Here is a 20008-nt window from a genome sequence, read left to right on the forward strand (position 1 = left end):
AGGACTCAGGCAGTGCGGGTCCCCTTCGGCCCATCATCTTCGGATGGATGGGCCGAAGGGGACCCGCTTTTCCTGTCTGCGGCTTCATGGCAAGTTCACGACAGAAGAGGACCCCTCCGGCTGGAGGGGTCCTCTTCGAGGTGTATCAGGTTGTGGTGCGCCTGGTCAGTCGACGGACACGGGAGCCTTCTCGTGAAGCCTGCCCGTCTCGTCGTGCCAGTCGGAGCTCAACGGCCTCAGCGTAGCCTCGATTGCACGGGCGTGGTGGCCGCAGAACAGCAGCTCACCGCCGGAGGACTCGAGTACAACGCGGACATATGCCTGAGCCCCGCAACGATCGCACCGGTCCAGTGCGTTGAGTGTGCGGTCTGCCACTGCTGTTGTCATGTCGGCCTCCTTAGTAGATCTGTATGTCCATATAACCAGTATTCGTACCAATCCCATCGCAAGGACGGGTCAAGTTCGCTGTCCGCGTAGCCACAAGAATTGATCAAGCCGCCGGTTTCGGTCACGGAAAGATAACGAGTGGCCTTGCCCACAGCCCGTGGGAAGTGTGGCAGCCCGCTGTCTGCTGCCGCGCCGACTAGGCTTGATGGAGCGCCCGCAGCGCCAGCTGTTCCGTCACTGAAGGAGTTCACAACCCGTGGCACCAAGTTCTGATTACACCGCCCGGCACCTTTCTGTCCTGGAGGGCCTCGAGGCCGTCCGCAAGCGCCCCGGCATGTACATCGGTTCCACCGATTCGCGCGGGCTGATGCACTGCCTGTGGGAGATCATCGACAACTCGGTGGACGAAGCGCTTGCCGGATTTGGACACGACATCAAGATCATCCTGCACGCGGACAACTCGGTGGAAATCCACGACGACGGCCGCGGCATCCCTGTGGACACGGAACCCAAGACGGGGCTCACCGGCGTCGAGGTGGTCTTCACCAAGCTCCATGCGGGCGGCAAGTTCGGCGGCGGGTCCTACACGGCCTCCGGCGGCCTGCACGGCGTGGGCGCCTCCGTGGTGAACGCCCTGTCTGCGCGCCTGGACGTTGAAGTGGACCGCGGCAGCAAGACCTACAAAATGTCGTTCCGGCGCGGCGAGCCTGGGCGCTTCAAGGACCAGGGATCCAAGCTGGACCCGTCGGCGGTGTTTGCGCCGTTTGTGGACGGCTCGGTGCTCGATGTGGTGGGCAAGGCGAAGCGTGGTGTGACCGGGACCCGGATCCGCTACTGGGCGGACCGCCAGATTTTCACGCCGGACGCCAAGTTCTCCTACGACGAACTGGCCGCACGGGCGCGCCAGACGTCCTTCCTGGTACCGGGACTCAAGCTCACCGTCCGCGATGAGCGCAGGCTGCCCGGTACCCCCGGTGAAGCAGCCGGCCACGAAGAGGTGTTCCACCACGACGGCGGCCTGTCCGAGTTCGTCGAGTTCCTCGCCGCCGATCCCGGAGTGACCGACGTCTGGCGGCTGCACGGCTCAGGCAAATTCAAGGAAACCGTGCCGGTACTCGACGAACGGGGCCATAGCCAGCTCGCCGAGGTTGAACGTGACTGCGAAGTGGACGTGGCTCTCCGGTGGGGCATCGGCTATGACAGCACCGTCCGCAGCTTCGTCAACATCATCGCCACGCCCAAAGGCGGAACCCACCAGTCGGGCTTCGAGCAGGCGCTGGTCAAGACGTTCAGGAAAGCAGTGGAGGCCAACGCCCGCAAGCTGAAGGCCGGCAACGACAAGATCGAGAAGGATGACATCTTCGCCGGCCTGACAGCTGTCCTGACGGTCCGGCTGGCCGAACCGCAGTTCGAAGGCCAGACGAAGGAAATCCTAGGCACCTCCGCCGTCCGCGCCATCGTGTCGAAAGTGGTGGAGCAGGAGATCACCGCAAAGCTGAATTCGGCCAACCGGAACGACAAAGCCCACTCAGCGCTGCTCCTGGAAAAGATCGTCAGCGAGATGAAGTCCAGGATTTCCGCGCGGGTGCACAAAGAAACCCAGCGGCGCAAGAATGCCCTGGAAACCTCGTCCATGCCCACCAAGCTTGCCGACTGCCGGACGGACGACGTCGACCGTTCCGAACTCTTCATCGTGGAAGGCGACTCCGCACTGGGAACCGCCAAGCTGGCGCGGTCCTCGGACTTCCAGGCGCTGCTGCCCATTCGCGGCAAGATCCTGAACGTGCAGAAGGCGTCCGTGGGGGACATGCTGTCCAACACGGAGTGCGCTGCGCTGATCCAGGTGGTGGGTGCGGGATCCGGACGCAGCTTCGACATCAACGCGGCCCGGTACGGCAAGGTCATTCTCATGACCGACGCCGACGTCGACGGCGCCCACATCCGGACCCTGCTGCTGACACTCTTCTTCCGGTACATGCGCCCCATGATCGACGCCGGACGGGTCTATGCTGCCGTGCCGCCGCTGCACCGGGTGGAGGTCATCAACGCCGGGCAGAAAGCCAACGAGATGATCTACACCTACTCGGAGGCGGAACTCCATGTGCTCCTGGCCCGGCTGGCCAAGGAAGGCAAGCGCTACAAGGAACCGATCCAGCGGTACAAGGGCCTGGGCGAGATGGACGCCGGACAACTTGCCGAGACCACCATGGACCCGCGGCACCGGACGCTCCGCAAGGTGGGGATCGAGAATGCCAAGCATGCCGAAGACACGTTCGACCTGCTGATGGGATCCGATGTTGCCCCGCGCAAGGACTTCATCATCGCCGGCGCCTCCAGCCTGGACCGGGAGCGGATCGACGCCTGATGTCCTGTGATGGCGAGGCCGGCGTCGGCACAGCCCATGCCGGGGTTTAGTCCGGACGGCGGTTCCATCCGCGGCGTCGGTTCAGCCCAGCAGGCCCGGCACGATCAGCAGGGCGGTGGGCACGGCCAGGAGCAAGGCGGAGCCGGCAAGCACCAGCCCGCGGGCGGCGGCAGGCAACTGCGGCTCAGGGGACAGCAGCCGGCTGACCCGGGAGATAGTGGTCCGGGCAGAACCAGAGACGGCGCCTGTGGGCGCCTCAAGTCCGTCCAGGGCAAGGCCGGGGTGCGCGGACGGTATGGCGGCGGCCGCCATGCTTCCCGCCATCCCCGCCCCCATCCCTGCCGTCATACCTCCGGTAGGTCCGCTGGCCACAATGGCGATCGCCTTGATGAGTGTGGCTTTGCCTTCCGACTTCAACGCGACGTCGTCAGCCAGCATTTCGATGAGCGAGTTCACCGCCTCCTGAGCGAGGCGGGTGGTGGGCAACCAGGGGAGTGCCTGGCGCCACGCGGCAAACGCCCAGAGCAGAAGATGGTGGCGCTGGTTGAGGTGGGCATTCTCGTGGCTCAGGACGGCCCGCAACTCAGCCGGCTCCAGCGCGGCCATCAGCCCGTCCGAGAGCACCGTCACGGAGCGGGCCCCGCCGGGCAGGCAATAGGCGACGGGTGAATCGTGGCTGATGACCACCGTGCGGGCCGCGTCGACGGACGGGGCGGCCAACAGGGCCAGGAGTTCCCGGTGCCGACGCCGCTGCCGTTCGATCTTGTAGTAGGTCAGCAAGAGGGTGAAGACCAGGTGGGCGGTGAGCAGCGCCGCGGCGGACAGGGCGAACAGATGCCAGAAGCCCAAGGCCGTGGTGGGCGCGTTGAACAGAACCATATCCGCCAGCCCGCGAAGCCCGGAGATGAGGTTGTCTCCGATCGGTTCAAGCCCGTAGACCAGCATGGCGCCGATCATGGACAGCCCGCCCGCAAGTGCTATTGCCTGCCACAGCAGCATGGCCGTGAACGGTGACCGGGCAGGCCACGAGGCACGGGAAAGCAGGATAGGCACTGGCCACGCCAGGACTATCGCGAGGACCGCCAGCAGGTACGAGGTCCAGAACATGGTCCGCTAGATGTGGCCAAGCAGCTTGCGCAGCGTTTCCGCTTCACTGTCCGTAACGGAGCCAATGAACCGTGCCAGCACGGCTTCACGGTCAGGCGCTGAGCCCAGCACTTCGTGCATCAGCTCGGCCGTGTGGTCTTCCCTGCTGGAAACGGCCTGGTAGCGGTGCGGCCGCATACCGCGTTCACGCTCCACAAGGCCCTTCTTCTCAAGCCGTGAGAGGACGGTCAGGACCGTGGTGACGGCAAGCTCCTTGCCCTCATGCCCGGCAGCATCCCCTTTTGCCTCGGTGGTTGTTGCCAGTCTGTCGCGCAGGGTATTCGCGGTGGCTGCTTCGTGGCCCGCCCAGAGCAGATCCATCACTGCCCGTTCCAGTTCGCCAAGACTTGCCATTGCAATACTTCCTTCGATTTCCCCGCACCGGGCCGTTGACGGCCGCGGTGACTGCACTATGCGCTACAGATACAAAAACAAATTTACCTGTTTTTCGCCTGAGTTTCTACGTACGGTAGAACACTCGGCGCGCCGCGGCCTTGTGGGAGCCACTTCCAGGTGGAACTGTTGGTTTACAGTGCCCGCCGCATTGTTCTACACTCTGTAGAAGTCAAAGTTCTACGTCACGTAGAAAAATTGCACCGCCAACCCGAGGGACTGCTGTGGAAGCTCTGGAAATCGCACGCTGGCAATTCGGCATCACCACCGTCTACCACTTCATGATGGTGCCGCTCACCATCGGACTGGGCCTGGTGGTGGCCGTGATGCAGACGTTCTGGCACCGCACCGGCAAGGTGGAATACCTCCGGATGACCAAGTTCTGGGGCAAGCTCTTCCTGATCAACTTCATCATGGGCGTGGCCACCGGCATTGTGCAGGAGTTCCAGTTCGGCATGGCCTGGAGCGAGTACAGCCGCTTCGTTGGAGACGTGTTCGGGGCGCCGCTGGCCCTGGAGTCGCTGCTGGCCTTCTTCGTTGAGTCCACGTTCCTGGGCCTGTGGATCTTCGGCTGGAAGCAGCTGAAGCCTGGCATCCACCTGGCCTGCCTCTGGGTGGCCGTGGTGGGATCGGTGTTCTCCGCCTACTTCATCATCGTGGCCAACAGCTGGATGCAGCATCCGGTGGGCGCGGAGATCATTGACGGCCGGCCGGTCATGACCGACGCCTGGGCCGTGTTCACCAACAACACGGCCCTGGTGGCCTTTCCGCACACGCTGATGGGAGCGCTGGCCGTTGCCGGCGGTTTCCTCCTGGGCATCGCCTGGTACCATCTCTGGCGCAGGCGCACGGACGGCATCGACACCATCGGCGCCGACGGGAAGGTGATTCCCGGCGAAGCCGCCATCCCCGGCCGGGACCGGACCGATTACAAAGTGTGGATCCGCTCGTTGCGGATCGGCGCCGTCGTCGCCATGATCTCGTTCGCCGGTACCGCCCTGACCGGCGACCTGCAGGGCAAACTCATGTTTGAGCAGCAGCCTATGAAGATGGCCGCGGCTGAGGCCGCGTGCCACGACGGCACCGGTTTCTCCGTGCTCAGCGTCGGGAACCTTGGCTCCAGGAACTGCGATGAGATTGTGGCCCTGATCGAAGTTCCGGGCATCCTCTCCTTCCTGGCCAATGGCGACTTCACCACCGAGGTCAGGGGCGTCAACGGACTCCTGGACCAGTACAAGGCCGACTACGGAACCCACCTGCCGGACAACCCGATCTACGGCGAGCGGGCCGGCCAGGAGATCGAGTACGTCCCGGTTATGGAAGTCACCTACTGGGGCTTCCGGATGATGATCGGCTTCGGCGGCCTTGCGGCACTGGCGGCGCTCATTGCGCTCTGGGTTACCCGGAATGGCACGGTGCCCGCGTCCCGTTGGCTGATGCGCCTGGCGGTGTTCGGCATCCTGGCCCCGTTCGGCGCCAACGCGGCCGGCTGGATTTTCACCGAGATGGGCCGACAGCCGTTTGTGGTGGCCCCCAACCCGGACCTGAACGGCATCGACCAGGTGTTTATGTTCACCGCGGCCGCAGTCTCACCGGGAGTGTCGGCCGGTGAGCTGCTGACGTCACTGATCGTCCTGACCGCCGTCTACGCTGCGCTGCTGGTGGTTGAGGTCAAGCTCCTGGTCAAGTTCATCCGGGGCGGTGTGGTGTCCGCGATGCCGGAACTGGCCCACACGCCGGCCGACAAAAACGGGGACGCCAGCAAGGGCCCCGGCACTGGCAAGCCCGCCGACGACGTCCTGGCATTCGCCTACTAAGAAGAGCAGAGGATACTCGAGCATGGAACTGCTGCCCACCATCTGGTTCATCGTCATCGCGGTGCTTTGGACCGGCTACCTCTTCCTTGAAGGCTTTGACCTCGGCGTGGGAATGCTGATGAAGCTTTTCGCGCGGAACAACACCGAGCGCCGGGTGCTGCTGAACACCGTCGGCCCGGTCTGGGACGGCAACGAGGTCTGGCTGATCACGGCCGGAGCCGCAACGTTTGCGGCGTTCCCGCTCTGGTACGCCTCGCTGTTTTCCGCCCTCTACCTCCCGCTCCTGGTGGTGCTGGTTGCCCTCATCTTCCGTGCCGTGGCGTTCGAATACCGCGGCAAGGGTGACACGGACATATGGCGGTCGCGCTGGGACTGGGCCATAGCCCTCGGCTCTTTCTTCGCCGCCTTCGGCGTCGGCGCTGCCCTGGCCTTGACCACCACCGGCCTGCCGCTGAACGCGAACGGTGACCGCGAAGGCGGTGCGTTCGCGTGGTTCAGCGGTTACGCCGTACTGGGCGGGCTGGCCGTGGTGGGGTTCTCCCTGCTGCACGCGCTGGCGTTCCTCGCATTGAAGACCGACGGCGACGTGCGCCACCGCGCGCGCCGCTGGTTCGTCCGGCTGCTTCCGGTCCTGCTGCTGCCTTTGGCAGGCTGGGCACTCTTCATCCAGTTCCTGGAGGGCAAGCCGTGGACCTGGGCGGCCGTGATCGTGGCCGTCATTGCCGCAGCAGCCGCTTGGTTCCTGGCACGGCGGGGATCCGAAGGCAGGGCGTTTATGGCGATGGGGGTCTTCCTCATCCTCGGCAGCGCGTCAATCTTCGGTGCGGTGTTCCCGGTGGTGCTGCCCTCCACCCTGGACCCTGCCTTTGACCTCACTGTTGCCAACGCGTCGTCGTCCGATTACACGCTCGGGCTCATGAGCGTGGTGGCAGCCGTTGGCCTGCCCCTCGTGATCACTTACCAGGCGTGGACCTACTGGGTGTTCCGGCGCCGTGTCAGCGCGTCCCAGATCCCCGCGGCGCACAGCTTCCTGCCGGCCATTGCTGTCCGGGCATTCACCACGAAGGGCTGACCGGCTGTGCGCCCAGACTTTCCGGCCGGACCGGCCACCCGCTCCGCCATCTACTGGCTTGGCCTGCTGGCAGCGCTGAAGGCGCTGTCACTGGTCCTGATGGGGCAGGCCGTGGCTGCCATGCTGGCCGGGCTGGCCACCGGGAACGGGTCGTGGGCCGAGCAGCTGCCCTGGGGCCTGGCGGGCGTTGTCCTAAGGTCCGCCACAGTCTGGGCCCAGGGCATCGCCGCGCGCCGCGCCGCGCTGGGCATCAAGGAGGAACTCCGCTCCGAGCTGCTGGCCCGGGCCCTGCGGAACGGTGCTCGGAGCACCGGTCCGGCCGATGGCGGGCTGGCCGTCCTGGCTACGCGCGGGCTTGATGCGCTGGACAGCTACTACACGCAGTTCCTCCCCGCCCTCGTGAACTGCGCCGCGATCCCGCTGCTGCTCGGGGCCCGCATCCTGTTCACGGACTGGGTCAGCGCGGTGGTGATTGTCCTGACTGTTCCGCTCGTTCCGCTGTTTATGGTGCTGATTGGCCGCTATACCGAGGACCATGTCCGCGAGGCCCAGGAAACCCTGACCCGGCTTTCCGCACACATGCTGGAACTGGCCAAGGGCCTTCCCGTGCTGGTGGGGCTGGGCCGTGCCACCGCGCAGCGCAAGGCCCTAGAGGAGATCTCGGAGGAATACCGCGCCAGGACCATGGGGACGCTGCGCACCGCATTCCTGTCCGCACTGGCGCTGGAACTGATCGCAACCATTTCCGTAGCAGTGGTTGCCGTATTCATCGGCGTCCGCCTGGTGCACGGCGACATGCCGCTTGAGGCCGGCCTCCTGGCGCTGATTCTTGCGCCGGACTGCTACCTGCCGCTGCGCGAGCTGGGCGCCGCCCACCACGCCAGTGATGACGGCCGGGCGGCCCTGGCCGAGACCAGGAAGGTCACTGAAGCACCCGAGCCGCAACCGCTGCCCGCACAGGGACGCGAGGCTGCCGCGTCCGACGGCGGCAGCCGGTGTTCCGTGCCCGGGTCCGGGGGAGTGACGGTCACCGACCTCAGTGTCACGTACTCCGGACGGTCCGCCCCCGCCGTCGGGCCGTTAACGTTTACTGCCCCGCACGGGCTGATCACCGCCCTGGACGGTCCCAGCGGCGCCGGCAAAAGCACCGTCCTTGGCGTGCTGGCCGGGACCATCGGCGACGGCGGCGGAACCACAGTTTCCGGCCGCCTCTCCGGCCTGGCACGCGACGCGGTCGCCTGGGTCCCGCAGCATCCGGTCATGGTGGCGGACTCCGTGCTCGAGGAGGTCATGCTGTACCTCGGTGGCGGAAGGGGCTCAGATACTCCGGCAGCAGCCGAGACGGCCACGGATTGTCTGGCCGCTGCGGCTGCCGGCCACCTCACCGGCCACCATCCGGCCGAACTGAGCCCGGGCGAGCTGCGGCGCGTTGCGCTGGCCCGCGGCCTGGCCCGCATCAGGTCCGGTGCCACCTTGCTGCTTCTCGACGAGCCCACCGCACACCTTGACGGCGTGTCGGCGGCGCTGGTGCAGGACTCGATCCGTGCGCTCCGGGGCCAGGTCACCATCATCCTGGTGGCCCACGACCAGCAGACCCGCGAGCTGGCTGACCACCTGGTGCCTGTTTCCGCCCACGGCATCACGGCGCCCTCCGACGGAGCTGTGCTGTCAGCAGGGACAGGGCCGTCCGGAACCGTGTGCGACGGAACCGGGGCCATTGTGGAGCAAGAGCATGCCCCGGAAATTTCCGGGCGTCATCCGGCGAGGACGCAGACGCCCGCGGCCGGGGATTCCCGGCCAGGCTGGACTGTCCGTCTGCTGGCCGGCCTGCTGGCACCGGTGGCTGGCCGGTTCACCGGCGCCGCCGTGGTGGGGACTTTTGCCGCCCTTTTCGCTGTTGCCCTGTCTGGCCTTTCCGGCTGGCTTATCATCAGGGCCAGCGAACAGCCGCCCATCCTGTACCTGCTCGCTGCCATCGTCGGGGTGCGATTCTTTGGGATCGGGCGCGCCGTCCTGCGCTACTGGGAACGGCTCCTGCTGCACGATGCCGTGTTCGGCGCCCTCACCCGCCTGCGCGGCCGGCTCTGGGAATCACTGAGCCGCAAGGCACTCTCACTGCGGCGGCTCCTACAGGGCGGCAACGTCCTGGGTACGGTGATTGACGACGTCGACACCGTCCGGGACCTGCTGCCGCGGGTTGTGCTGGCGCCCGCAACGGCGCTGGCCGTGGCCGGTTCAACGCTGGTGGCAACCGCCCTCGTGGCGCCTGCCGCGCTGCCGGCCGTTGCCTTGGCAGCAGCTTTCAGCCTGTTCGTGGCGCCGGCCGCCGCCCTGTGGGGGGACCGCCGCTCGGCCACAGCGGAACAGAGCCTGCGGGCAGGCGTCCTGCGGCGCACGTCCGCCGCGCTGGATGCCCGGGCGGAGCTGCACGCGAACGGCATCGCTGCAACAGTCCTGGACGCGCTGCGCGCCGAGGACCGCCTGGCCACCCGGGCATCGCAGCGTTCCGCCTGGGCCGAAGGCCTCGGCCAGGCCATCACCGTCGCCGCCTGCGGCACCGCCGCCTTGGGTGCTGCCGTTCTGACCGCACCCCAGGTGCTGGCAGGAACCATGGAGCCCGCCACCGCCGCGGTTGCTGTCCTGCTGCAGCTTGCACTCGTGGAACCGTACGCGGCGATGACGACGGCGGTGCGCCAGTACCCGGCGCTACGCAGCGTTATGCGCCGGGTCGGTGAGTCAGGGGTGCTGGATGGCGGTGCCACGGAAACCGGGGCCGGCGACGGCCTGCATGCTGTCCCCGCCCGTTCCGGTGCCGCCCCGGGGGTTGAACTGGAAGGCGTCGGGGCGGCCTGGCCCGGCGGGAAACCCGTGTTCTCCGGGGTCTCCGCAACGGCCGGACCCGGCACGTGGCTGGCGGTCACCGGACCGTCCGGCGCGGGGAAATCCACGCTGCTCGCCGTCCTGCTGGGATTCCTGCCGGCCGCCACGGGCCGGGCCGCGGTGACCGGCACGGTGGCCTGGTGCCCGCAGGAGGCACACCTGTTCGATTCGACGCTGCGGGGCAACCTGATGCTGGGCGTCCATGCCCCGCCTACCACCGATGCGCCGCCTACCACTGGTGCGCCTGCCGCCGGTGAAGCCGAGCTGGAAGCGGCGTTGGCCGCCGTCGGCCTCAGCGCCCTGGTGTCGCGGCTGCCGGCCGGGCTGGACACCCGGATCGGGCCGGGTGGTTCCTTCCTCAGCGGCGGCGAGCGGCAACGGCTGGCCGTGGCGCGGACCCTGCTGACGGGGGCCGAGGTTATCCTGCTCGACGAGCCCACGGCTCATCTGGACGCACAGTCGGGACGGGAAATGCTGGCAGACCTCCGCGCCGGCCTGAAAGACCGGACAGTGGTCATGGTCACCCACAATCCGGCCGACATCCAGCCGGATGACGCCCGGCTGGAGCTCTCGGCGGTGTCCCGGACGGGCACGGCTGCTTCGCTGGTGGGTTGAGTCCCCTCAGCCGTCCACATCGTGGAGGTGATGGACGACGTCGTGCAGGAAGTACTGGGCCAGCGTCAGGACCGTGAATTCGGAACCGTTGCTGCGCAGGCCCCGCCGTCCCCACTCTGACTCCCGGACGCCGGCGAAGGACTCGGCAATCTGCTTGCCCTCGGCCGTCAGTTCGGCGCTGACCACGGCGGGATCGGCATTGGCGTAATCCTTGTCGACTGCCGTTTGGTCCTGGTCCCAGTTCTCAAACCGGGCGCCGTCGGCGTCGAGCATAAGGTTCAGCCGCTGGTCGAACAGCGTGAAGACGTCGCGGACGTGGCAGGCATATTCCAGCGCCGACCACGTGCTGTCATCCGGGCGTTCTGCAACGTCAGGCCGGCGGAGGACGGCCCGCCAGCGCGGGAGCATGTTTTCCACGCTGCCCGGCACCGTGGCCGGTGTGGCGGTGGAAGCGTCGAAGGAGCACTCGGTGCACGGCCGGGAGAGGACCCAGGTCCAGTCCTTTTCATCAGGAATGATAGGCATGGCAGCAGTCTAGGACGGATCGCTCCAGGCCATGGCCGGACCCACCGCGTCCACTGCCTGGGACAGCGGAATCCCCGAACCGTCGCGCCGGCCGTGCTCCTGCGGCAGCGACCTGGCAATACCGGCGAGCGATGAGGCCTTCGCGGGTCCGTGCCCGGCCCACGCCAGCAGCAGCGTGTCTTCGCCCTTGAGGAACCTATGGGCGCGAACGCCGGCTGTTGCACGGCCCTTGGCAGGGTATTCGGCGAAGGCCGTCACTTTCGCCGCACCCGGGGCGGTGCCCGGCAGGGCGCCGCTCGTGCCGGCAATGGTGACCACCACGGCGTCGTCGTCGGCGGCGGTGACCGCCCCGAAGAACAACACCTGGTCCCCGGCGCCGAGCTTGATACCCACCATGCCGCCGGCCGTTCTGCCCTGGGCCCGGACGTTGGCGGCGCTGAAACGGAGCAATTGAGCCTCACGGGTCAGGAACACCAGCTCGGTTTCCTCAGACCCGGCCGACGCCACACCCACCACCTCGTCCTTGTCCTTGAGCGCAATGACTTCCCAGTCCTCGCGGTTCAGGGGGTAATCGGGCTGGACCCGCTTGACCACACCCTGGGCGGTGCCGATGGCCAGGACTTCATCCAGCGGGGCGAACGCCACCAGCGCTTCACCCTTCAGCAGCGTGATGAAGTCCTTGGCCGGAACACCGCCGGCGAGGTTGGGCAGGCCGGACATCGGCGGCAGCACCGGCATGTCCATGACCTGAAGCCGCAGCATCCGGCCCTGTGAGGTGACCGCCGCTATTTCCCCGCGGGCCGAGGTCTTGACCACTGAACGGAAAACGTCGTGCTTGGCCCGCGGCCCGGACTCGGCGAGGGGCTCCTGGTTGGACGTGCGCGCGATCTGGCCCGACGCCGTCAGGATGGCCCAGCAGGGATCGTCCGAGATCTCCAGGGCGAGCGGCGCGGCCTGGCCCTTGCCGTTGGGGGCGGCCGCCAGGGCTGCCGCCACGGTGGGGGAGACGGCCTCGGATTCGAGCAGAACCGTCCGCCGCGGAGTGCCGTATTTTTCGGCGATTTCGCCGAGTTCGGAGGACACAAGTCCGCGCAACCGCTCCTCGGAGCCGAGGATGGCTTCCAGTTCCACGATCTCGCGGCGCAGCTCCTCCTGCTCCTTTTCAAGCTCGATCCGGGAGTACTTGGTCAGCTGCCGCAGCCGCAGTTCCAGGATGTAGTTGGCCTGGATCTCGGAAAGATCGTAGATGGACATCAGCCGGACCCTGGCCGCCGCCACCTCATCCGAGGAGCGGATGATCTGGATGACCTCATCGATGTCCACGATGGCGATCAGGAGGCCCTCCACCAGGTGCAGGCGGTCCTTCTTCTTACCCAGCCGGAACGACGTCCGCCGGCGCACCACATCGATCCGGTGCTCCACGTACACGGAGAGCAGCTTTACCAGGCCGAGGGTCTGCGGCTGGCCGTCCACCAGCGTCACGTTGTTGATGCCGAAGGAATCCTCCATCGGCGAGTAGCGGTAGAGCTGCTGGAGCACGGCGTTCGGGTTGAACCCGTTTTTCAGCTCGATGACCAGGCGCAGGCCATGCTGGCGGTCCGTCAGATCGACGATGTCACTGATCCCGGTCAGTTTCTTGCCATTGACGGCGTCCTTGATCTTCTCGATCACCTTTTCGGGGCCCACCATGTAGGGAAGCTCGGTGACCACCAGGCCGGTGCGCCGGGCCGAGAGCTGCTCGATCTCCACCTTCGCCCGGGTCTTGAAGGAACCGCGTCCGGTGGCGTAGGCGTCCCGGATGCCGTCCAGGCCCACGATCCGGCCGCCTGTTGGCAGGTCCGGCCCCGGTACAAAGCGCATGAGGTCATCGAGGGTCGCGTCCGGGTGGGCGATCAGGTGCCGCGCGGCGGAGATGACCTCCACCAGGTTATGCGGGGCCATGTTGGTGGCCATCCCGACGGCGATGCCCGTGGCGCCGTTGACCAGCAGGTTGGGGAACGCGGCCGGGAGGACATCCGGCTGGGTCAGCTGGTTGTCGTAGTTGGGGACAAAGTCCACCACGTCTTCGTCGAGGTGGTCGGTCAGCGTCAGGGCTGCTGCCGCGAGCCGGGCCTCCGTGTACCGGGGGGCCGCGGGACCGTCGTCGAGGGAGCCGAAGTTGCCGTGGCCGTCAATCAGCGGCAGGCGCAGCGAGAAGTCCTGGGCCATCCGCACCATGGCGTCATAGATGGCGGTATCGCCGTGGGGGTGGAGCTTGCCCATGACCTCGCCCACCACACGGGCGCTCTTGACGTGGCCGCGGTCCGGACGCAGGCCCATCTCACTCATCATGTACAGGATCCGGCGCTGGACCGGCTTGAGCCCGTCCCGGGCATCAGGCAGAGCCCTGGAGTAGATCACCGAATACGCATACTCCAGGAAGGAGCCTTCCATCTCGGACGTGACATCGATGTCCACGATGTTCTCGACGAAATCCTGGGGTGCGTCCCCGGCAGGGGCTGGGCTTTGGCGGCGGGCCATGGGGCTGGTGGATCCTTCTGGGTTACTGGTGGTGCTGTGGTCTGGGCGCAGGTCTGGAGGAAGTTCTCCGGGCACACGGCCTGCGCCGTCAGTTTGTGGTTAGGCTAAGCCTATGGTGGATCAGCCCGGGGACGGCGAATATCCGGAACATTGGGAAGCCGATGTCGTGCTCCGTGACGGTGGCACCGCCCATCTGAGGCCCATCCACCCCAGCGATGCGGACGCGGTCCAGGCTTTCCATGCCGGGCAGTCGCAGAACTCAATCTACATGCGCTTCTTCGCGTTCAAGGCCCGGCTGTCCAGCAAGGAGCTCAAGCGCTTCACCGAAGTGGACTACAGGGACCGGGTTGCCCTGGTGATCACCTTTGGCGGCGAAATCCTGGGGATCGGCCGCTACGACAGGCTGGATGATCCCCTCGAAGCCGAGGTCGCGTTCAACATTGCCGACGCCCACCAGGGCCGGGGCATCGGCTCAATCCTGCTCGAACACCTTGCCGCGGCCGCCCACGAAATCGGGATCCGCCGCTTCAGCGCCGAAGTGCTGCCGGAAAACCGCAAAATGCTAATGGTGTTCGCCGACGCCGGCTACGACGTCAAACGCCATTTCGACGACGGCGTCGTCAGCCTGGAGTTCAACATCGACCCCACCGAAAAGTCCCGGGTGGTGATGGAATCACGCGAGCACCGCGCCGAGGCGAGAAGCGTCCGGGACCTGCTGGCGCCGTCGTCCATTGCCGTTATCGGGGCCAGCCGCAAATGGGGGACCGTGGGGTACCAGCTGCTCGAACACATCATCGAAGGCGGCTTCTCCGGGCAGGTCTACGCCATCAACCCGGAGGCGTTGGAGCTCGCCGGAATGATGTCCTTCGGCAGGATTTCCGAGGTCCCGGAACCTGTGGGGCTCGCTGTGATAGCCGTTCCGTATGAGGAAGTGGCCACCGTGGTTGACCAGTGCGCTGCGGCCGGGGTCAAGGGGCTGGTGATCGCCTCCGCGGGCTTCGCGGACGACGGCGAACGCGGCCTCGCCCGCCAGCGCAACCTGGTCCGGAAGGCCAGGGCCAACGGCATGAGGGTGATCGGGCCCGCTTCCCTGGGGATCGTGAACACCCATCCCGACGTGAGACTGAACGCCTCCATGGCGCCCTCACTGCCGCGTCGCGGGGGCCTGGGCCTGTTCAGCCAGTCGGCGGCGATCGGTGTTTCCCTCTATGCGGCGTCACACCGCCGCAGGCTGGGCCTTTCGACGTTCCTGTCGGCGGGCAACCGCGCGGACGTCTCCGGCAACGACATGATGCAGTTCTGGGAGGACGACGCCGACACCACCGCGGTGGGCCTTTACCTGGAGTCGATCGGGAACCCCCGCAAATTTTCCCGGATCGTCCGGCGGCTCGCCCGCACCAAGCCCGTGGTGGTGGCCAAGTCTGAAACCATGGGCCTGCGGCTGCCGCCTGGCCACGCCGTCCGGACCACCCAGGCACCCGCCGGTGCGCTGGACGCCATGATGCGCCAGTCCGGCGTCATCCGGGTCGAGACCATCGAACAGCTGATGGACATCACGCAGATAGTGTCCGGCCAGCCGCTCCCGGCGGGGCCAGGGCTGGCCATTTTCAGCAACTCCCTTGCGCTGGGCAACGTGGTGGCGGACAGCGCCGAGGCGCACGGCCTGACCGTGGATGGCATCATCACCGACGTGGATCTCGACGCCGGGATGTCCCTGGCGCTGCCGGCCCTCCGCCGCAGCCTCCAGGACGCTCTTGCGTCCGACGCCGTCCACGCCGTGGTGGCCGCCCTGCTGCCGGTGCGGGGCCTGACTGTGGACCATATCGCTGAGGTCCTGGCCGAATGCTCGGCCGCCGCCGGAAAACCGGTAGTCGCCGCCTTCACCGGCATCCTTGACCCCTCCATCTACGTGGAGGGCATGGTGGGCAGTGAGGGATGGACAGTGCCGTGCTTCTCCAACGCCGGTGCGGCTGTGGCGGCGCTCGCCGCCGTGGTGCGCTACGCGGAGTGGGTGGCACGGGACCCCGGCCACTTTGTCCAACCCGAAGGCTGCGATCCGGAAAGCGCACGGATCCTGCTGGATCAGCTTCTCCACGATGTCCACGGGGAGCAACTCAAGACCCTGGAGCCGGCGTCCGCGGCCCAGCTGCTGGCGCACTACGGCATTGCGGTGCTGCCGTCCGCAGGTTTCGACTCAGAAGAGGAGGCCGTTGCTGCCGCCGGCAGGCTGGGCTGGCCGGTCGCGCTCAAAACCACCGACCCGGCACTTCGCCACCGCCTCGACCTGGGCGGAGTCCGCCTCGACATCGGGGATCCGGATTCCCTCCGCCGCAACATCGCGCAGATGCGGCGCTCGCTGGCACCTTACGGTTCGCGGGCCCTGGAGGTGCAGTCCATGGCCGCGGTGGGGCAGGCGTGCACGTTCCGGGCCATTGAGGATCCGCTGCTGGGGCCGGTAGTCTCCTTTGGGCTGGCCGGGGACGCGGTCAACCTGCTGGATGACTGGGCGCACCGTGTGCCTCCGCTGTCCGCGGCCGACGTGAAGGACTTCGTCCGTGGGCCCCGCGCGGCCCGCAAACTCTTCGGCTACCAGGGCCTTCCCGCCGTCGATATTGACGCCTTGGAGGAAGTCGCCGGGCGCTTGGCCTGGATGAAGGACAACCATCCGGAAATAGCCCTAGTGGAATTCAACCCTGTCCTCTGCGGAACCCAGGGCGTGTCCATCTTGGCCGCAGATATCCGGATCGGCAACGCAGCCCAGCGCACTGACAGTGCCCGCCGGGCCATGCTGGGCTGACCGCGGTTAGCATGTCCCCGGCCGATCTGTGAAAATGGGGGAATGAGCTCACAGCCTTCCCAGTCGACGCCTTCCACCTCCGGCAGTGACAACCAGGCAACCCGCCCCCACAGCTCACACAGCCACACGCCGCAGGGCCAGAGCCTGGACGGTGCGCTCCAGAAAGCGGGCTTCTACCCACGCCTGGTGGCTGACGTCGTTGACGACGCCCTGGACGGCCGCGAATGCGTGGCCCACCTGGTGCACCTCGAAACCCACTTTGACCGGGCCGAAGTCCGCCGCCACATCACCGTGCTGGTCCTGACCGCAGACATGCTGGTGATCACCCACGTGGACGACCAGCAGCTCGATGACGCCGGCGAACAGATCGTGGCCCAGATCTCCACCGAATCCGTGCCCGTCGCGCAGATCCGCTCCGTGGTCCTGAGCTACATGTACTCCCAGCCGCAGGACTACAAGCCCTCGGATCCGGTCCGGGAAGTCACCCTCGCCATTGCCTGGTCCGGCGGCCAGCGGCTGGACATGGGCCCCGCCAGCTGCGGAGACCCGCAATGCGAGGCAGACCACGGCTACAGCGGCACCATTGCCCAGGAGGACATCGTCCTGCGGATCAGCGCCGAAGCCGACGGTCCGCAGGCCGTCCAGGACGCCAAACTCTTTGCCCGCGCCCTGCGGGCCGTGAACACCGGTTCCACGGCTCCCGTGCCGCACGCCGGCCAGACGCTCCAGCCCCGGCCCCGGACGGGTGTGTTCGGAAACCGGCTCAGCCGCGGGCACCAGCAGCGCTGAGATGCCGGACCAAGGGAAAGCAACAGTCTCCTCAGTCTCTTCCGCAGCGGTTTCGCAGGGGGCCGCCCCGCAGCTTAGAATGCCGCCCGCGCCTGCCTTTGGCCGGCGGTCCATCGGGGATGTCCTCACCAGCGCGGCGGCCAGCCTCGGGGTAGAAGGTTTCACGAACTCCCTGGGCCTTCCGCCGGCGTCGCGCGTCTGCGTGGTCCTGGTCGACGGCCTGGGCCGGAACCTGCTCAAACAGAAGTCTGCCCACACGCCCTTCCTGCGCTCCGTGATGCAGTCCGGGCAGGGGGAAGTTCCCGTCTGGCTGGACTCCACGTTCCCCTCAACCACGGCCGCTGCCCTGGCCAGCTTCGGCACGGGACTCCCGCCCGGCCAGCACGGAATGGTGGGCTATGACGTCCTGGACCCGGACCAGGACAAAGTCGTCAACATGCTCGGCAACTGGGATGCCAAGGTGGACCCCACTGAGTGGCAGCCGTTTCCTACCGTCCTCGAACGGGCTGCCGATTCAGTTAGTGTGACCACGGTCAGCCTGCCGCAGTTCGGCAACTCGCCCATGACGCAGGCGGCCCTCCGCGGCGGGAATTTCGTCTCAGCCGTGACGGCCCACGCGCGCACAGAAGCCGCCGCCGAAGCCATGGACACAGCCGGGAAGTCCCTGATGTACTTCTACGTCAACGAACTGGATAAGGCCGGCCACCGGCACGGTTGCCAGTCCGAACAGTGGGAACACCAGCTCGAAGAGCTTGACGCAACCGTCAAACGGCTCCACGCGTCGCTCCCGGCCGGGACCACCGTCCTGCTCACCGCGGACCACGGGATGCTCGACGTCCCGGAACAGCAGCGGATCGACTTCGCCGCGGACGCGTCGCTTGTTGACGGCGTGCGGCATACGGCGGGGGAGCCCCGGATGGTACATCTCTACCTTGAGGATCCGGCAGACGCCGCGGGCCGGGAGCGCTTGCTGGGCGCGTGGCGTGCCCGTTTCGGCGACAGGATCTGGGCCTTTACGCGGGAGGATGCCATCGCCGCCGGGCTGTTCGGGACACTGCGCCCGGCCGTCGGGCCCCGGATTGGCGACATCATGATTGCAGCGCGGGACGCGCTGGCCCTCTACGACACCCGCCGCGGGCGCCCAGCCGCCATGGAGGTGGTGGGCCAGCACGGCTCGCTGACCAAAGCGGAACGCGAAGTACCCCTGCTGTGCTTTAAGGCCGAAGGCAAGCCACGGCGACGCTGAGGCGTCAGTCCCGCTTGGTCCCGAAGACGATCTCGTCCCAGCTGGGAACCGTGGACCGCTTCGGTTTTGCGGGCTGCCGTTCAGGCTGGTCCGCGTCATGGTCGTGGTGCTGGCCCGATCCTGCGTCATCGGTGCCGGCCGCGTAGGCCGCCCTGCGCGGGCTGCCGCCGCCCAGCAGTTCGTCCAGGCCCACGTTCGGCGCGGGACGCCCCGGAGCTGTCTCGCCGGGGGCACCCTGCCCTGCGGGACGAAGCGGGGACGCCACAATGGTGACTTCCCTCGTGTCGGTGCTGACGCCGTCGTGCAGTTTCAGGACGTCATCCTCCTCGGAGTCCCGGTGCGGCGGGATGAGGCTCAGCCTGGACAGCATTGACGGCCGCGCATCACGCTTGCGGGTGAGGGGATCGGCGGGCGGGGCGTCGTCCGGCGCGGTGGACTCGGCAGGTGCTGCCTCGCGCATTTCGGGCTCCCGGTACTTCTGCTCCCTGGAATCCGGTTCCGAGACCACCTCCGAGGGACGTGGATGGGCAGCGGGCACGCCGTGGGTCAGCAACAGCGCCAGGGCGTCGTCCGCGTCTTCGTCGACACCCAGACGCTGGCCGCGGCGTGAACGGAGCATATCCAGGAGACCGTCAGATTCCCTGGCCTGCGGGACGGCCTGCGGGCCGGTCGAATTTCGGGCGGCCGCTGCTTCCGCGTCGGTTTCAAAGTCAAACGGGCGGTCCGTGACGGCAGTGAGACGGCGGGCCGGAACGGGACCGTCCAGCGGTTCCAGCTCACTGAGCTGCTGGGCCCAGCGGTTGGCGTTCTGCAGCGACTTGCGGGCCGGACTGAACGTCCACTGCGCAGGCGGCTCTTCCCCGATGCCGGAGGTGCCGTCCTTTTTGGCTTCAAACCGGGCCACCACGGTCCAATTGCCGTCCTGGCGCCGCCACGAATCCCACTCCACGGTGGAAGGTTCAATCCCGTGGGCTGAGAGCCGGTGGTTGACCATGTCGTGGAGGGAAGCCGGGTGGTCGCCGAAAATGGAGCGGTAGGTGTCATGGCCGGGGGAGGGCGAAGCCACTTCCACCTTCCGTGCCTGTTGCGCTACATACTCCCGCTCGGCAAGGACCGGGCCCTCATACCGCTCGACCTTTGCGAGGGGAAGCCCGGAAAGCTCAGCCACCTCCGCTGCGGTGGCACCGCTGCGGATCCGAGACTGTATGTCCCGCGGGGACATGGCAATGGGCGCAGCCGCGGAAGCCGTCTTCGCCGAAGACCGGCTGGCCGTCCGCAGTGCTTCATCGATCGGCAGCTGGAACATCTCGCCGCCGGCACCGCTCAACAGGAGATGCTCCCCGTCGTCGTGTACGCCTACAAGCCGTAGATCCTGCATACAAATCCTCCACCCTGGCATTACTATCAATCGAAACTCTGCCACTCACCGGCCCCCTTTTGGGTTAGGAGCAAGGGC

13 protein-coding genes are annotated in these 20008 nt (G+C 67.0%); 7 read left to right on the forward strand and 6 right to left on the reverse strand.

From position 1 onward, the window contains the following. Window positions 1-165: 165 nt before the first annotated feature. Window positions 166-387, reverse strand: coding sequence for a DUF7455 domain-containing protein (locus tag NG698_RS08130; RefSeq protein ID WP_056345317.1), 222 nt, complete (start codon window positions 385-387; stop codon window positions 166-168). A gap of 256 nt (window positions 388-643) precedes the next feature. On the opposite strand from NG698_RS08130, the gene NG698_RS08135 reads away from it, so the two are divergent. Then, window positions 644-2752 carry a DNA gyrase/topoisomerase IV subunit B gene (locus NG698_RS08135; RefSeq protein ID WP_252600166.1) on the forward strand — a complete coding sequence of 703 codons (2109 nt, stop codon included), beginning with the start codon at window positions 644-646 and terminating at the stop codon, window positions 2750-2752. 81 nt (window positions 2753-2833) lie between these two features. On the opposite strand, the gene NG698_RS08140 is transcribed toward NG698_RS08135, so the two are convergent. Beyond that, on the reverse strand, window positions 2834-3859 hold the full coding sequence (locus NG698_RS08140) for a M56 family metallopeptidase (RefSeq protein ID WP_252600167.1): 1026 nt from the start codon (window positions 3857-3859) through the stop codon (window positions 2834-2836). 6 nt (window positions 3860-3865) lie between these two features. After that, window positions 3866-4252, reverse strand: a complete 387-nt coding sequence (locus NG698_RS08145; protein ID WP_056345326.1) for a BlaI/MecI/CopY family transcriptional regulator — start codon at window positions 4250-4252, stop codon at window positions 3866-3868. Window positions 4253-4515: 263 nt separating this feature from the next. Between NG698_RS08145 and NG698_RS08150 the strand changes: the two genes are divergently transcribed. Genes NG698_RS08150 through cydD form a run of 3 tightly spaced genes read left to right on the forward strand, consistent with a single transcriptional unit; the run spans window position 4516 to window position 10675 of the window. Continuing rightward, on the forward strand, window positions 4516-6108 hold the full coding sequence (locus NG698_RS08150) for a cytochrome ubiquinol oxidase subunit I (RefSeq protein WP_252600168.1): 1593 nt from the start codon (window positions 4516-4518) through the stop codon (window positions 6106-6108). Between the two features lie 22 nt (window positions 6109-6130). After that, window positions 6131-7180 (forward strand): cytochrome d ubiquinol oxidase subunit II, encoded by a 1050-nt coding sequence (gene cydB, locus NG698_RS08155; RefSeq protein ID WP_252600169.1) that lies wholly within the window; start codon window positions 6131-6133, stop codon window positions 7178-7180. Window positions 7181-7186: 6 nt separating this feature from the next. Further along, the gene (cydD, locus tag NG698_RS08160; RefSeq protein WP_252609153.1) at window positions 7187-10675 is read left to right on the forward strand and encodes a thiol reductant ABC exporter subunit CydD; all 3489 of its coding nucleotides are present in this window, start codon (window positions 7187-7189) and stop codon (window positions 10673-10675) included. Window positions 10676-10681: 6 nt separating this feature from the next. Here the strand turns inward: cydD and NG698_RS08165 are convergent, their stop codons facing one another. After that, entirely contained in the window at window positions 10682-11200 is a 519-nt protein-coding gene (locus tag NG698_RS08165; RefSeq protein ID WP_252600171.1) for a DinB family protein, read from the reverse strand. A 9-nt stretch (window positions 11201-11209) separates the two neighbouring features. Further along, window positions 11210-13720 (reverse strand): DNA gyrase/topoisomerase IV subunit A, encoded by a 2511-nt coding sequence (locus NG698_RS08170; RefSeq protein WP_252609155.1) that lies wholly within the window; start codon window positions 13718-13720, stop codon window positions 11210-11212. Between the two features lie 112 nt (window positions 13721-13832). On the opposite strand from NG698_RS08170, the gene NG698_RS08175 reads away from it, so the two are divergent. The 3 genes from NG698_RS08175 (at window position 13833) to NG698_RS08185 (ending at window position 18552) form a co-directional block, all read left to right on the forward strand. Further along, window positions 13833-16517, forward strand: coding sequence for a bifunctional acetate--CoA ligase family protein/GNAT family N-acetyltransferase (locus tag NG698_RS08175; RefSeq protein WP_252609157.1), 2685 nt, complete (start codon window positions 13833-13835; stop codon window positions 16515-16517). 42 nt (window positions 16518-16559) lie between these two features. Then, window positions 16560-17306 (forward strand): DUF5998 family protein, encoded by a 747-nt coding sequence (locus tag NG698_RS08180; RefSeq protein ID WP_252600174.1) that lies wholly within the window; start codon window positions 16560-16562, stop codon window positions 17304-17306. 79 nt (window positions 17307-17385) lie between these two features. Continuing rightward, on the forward strand, window positions 17386-18552 hold the full coding sequence (locus NG698_RS08185; protein WP_252609159.1) for an alkaline phosphatase family protein: 1167 nt from the start codon (window positions 17386-17388) through the stop codon (window positions 18550-18552). Window positions 18553-18556: 4 nt separating this feature from the next. Here the strand turns inward: NG698_RS08185 and sepH are convergent, their stop codons facing one another. After that, complete coding sequence (gene sepH / locus NG698_RS08190; protein ID WP_252609160.1) at window positions 18557-19930, reverse strand: septation protein SepH; 1374 nt, start codon at window positions 19928-19930, stop codon at window positions 18557-18559. Window positions 19931-20008 lie beyond the last annotated feature (78 nt).

The sequence above is a fragment of the Pseudarthrobacter raffinosi genome, assembly GCF_023913735.1.
Lineage (GTDB): Bacteria > Actinomycetota > Actinomycetes > Actinomycetales > Micrococcaceae > Arthrobacter > Arthrobacter raffinosi.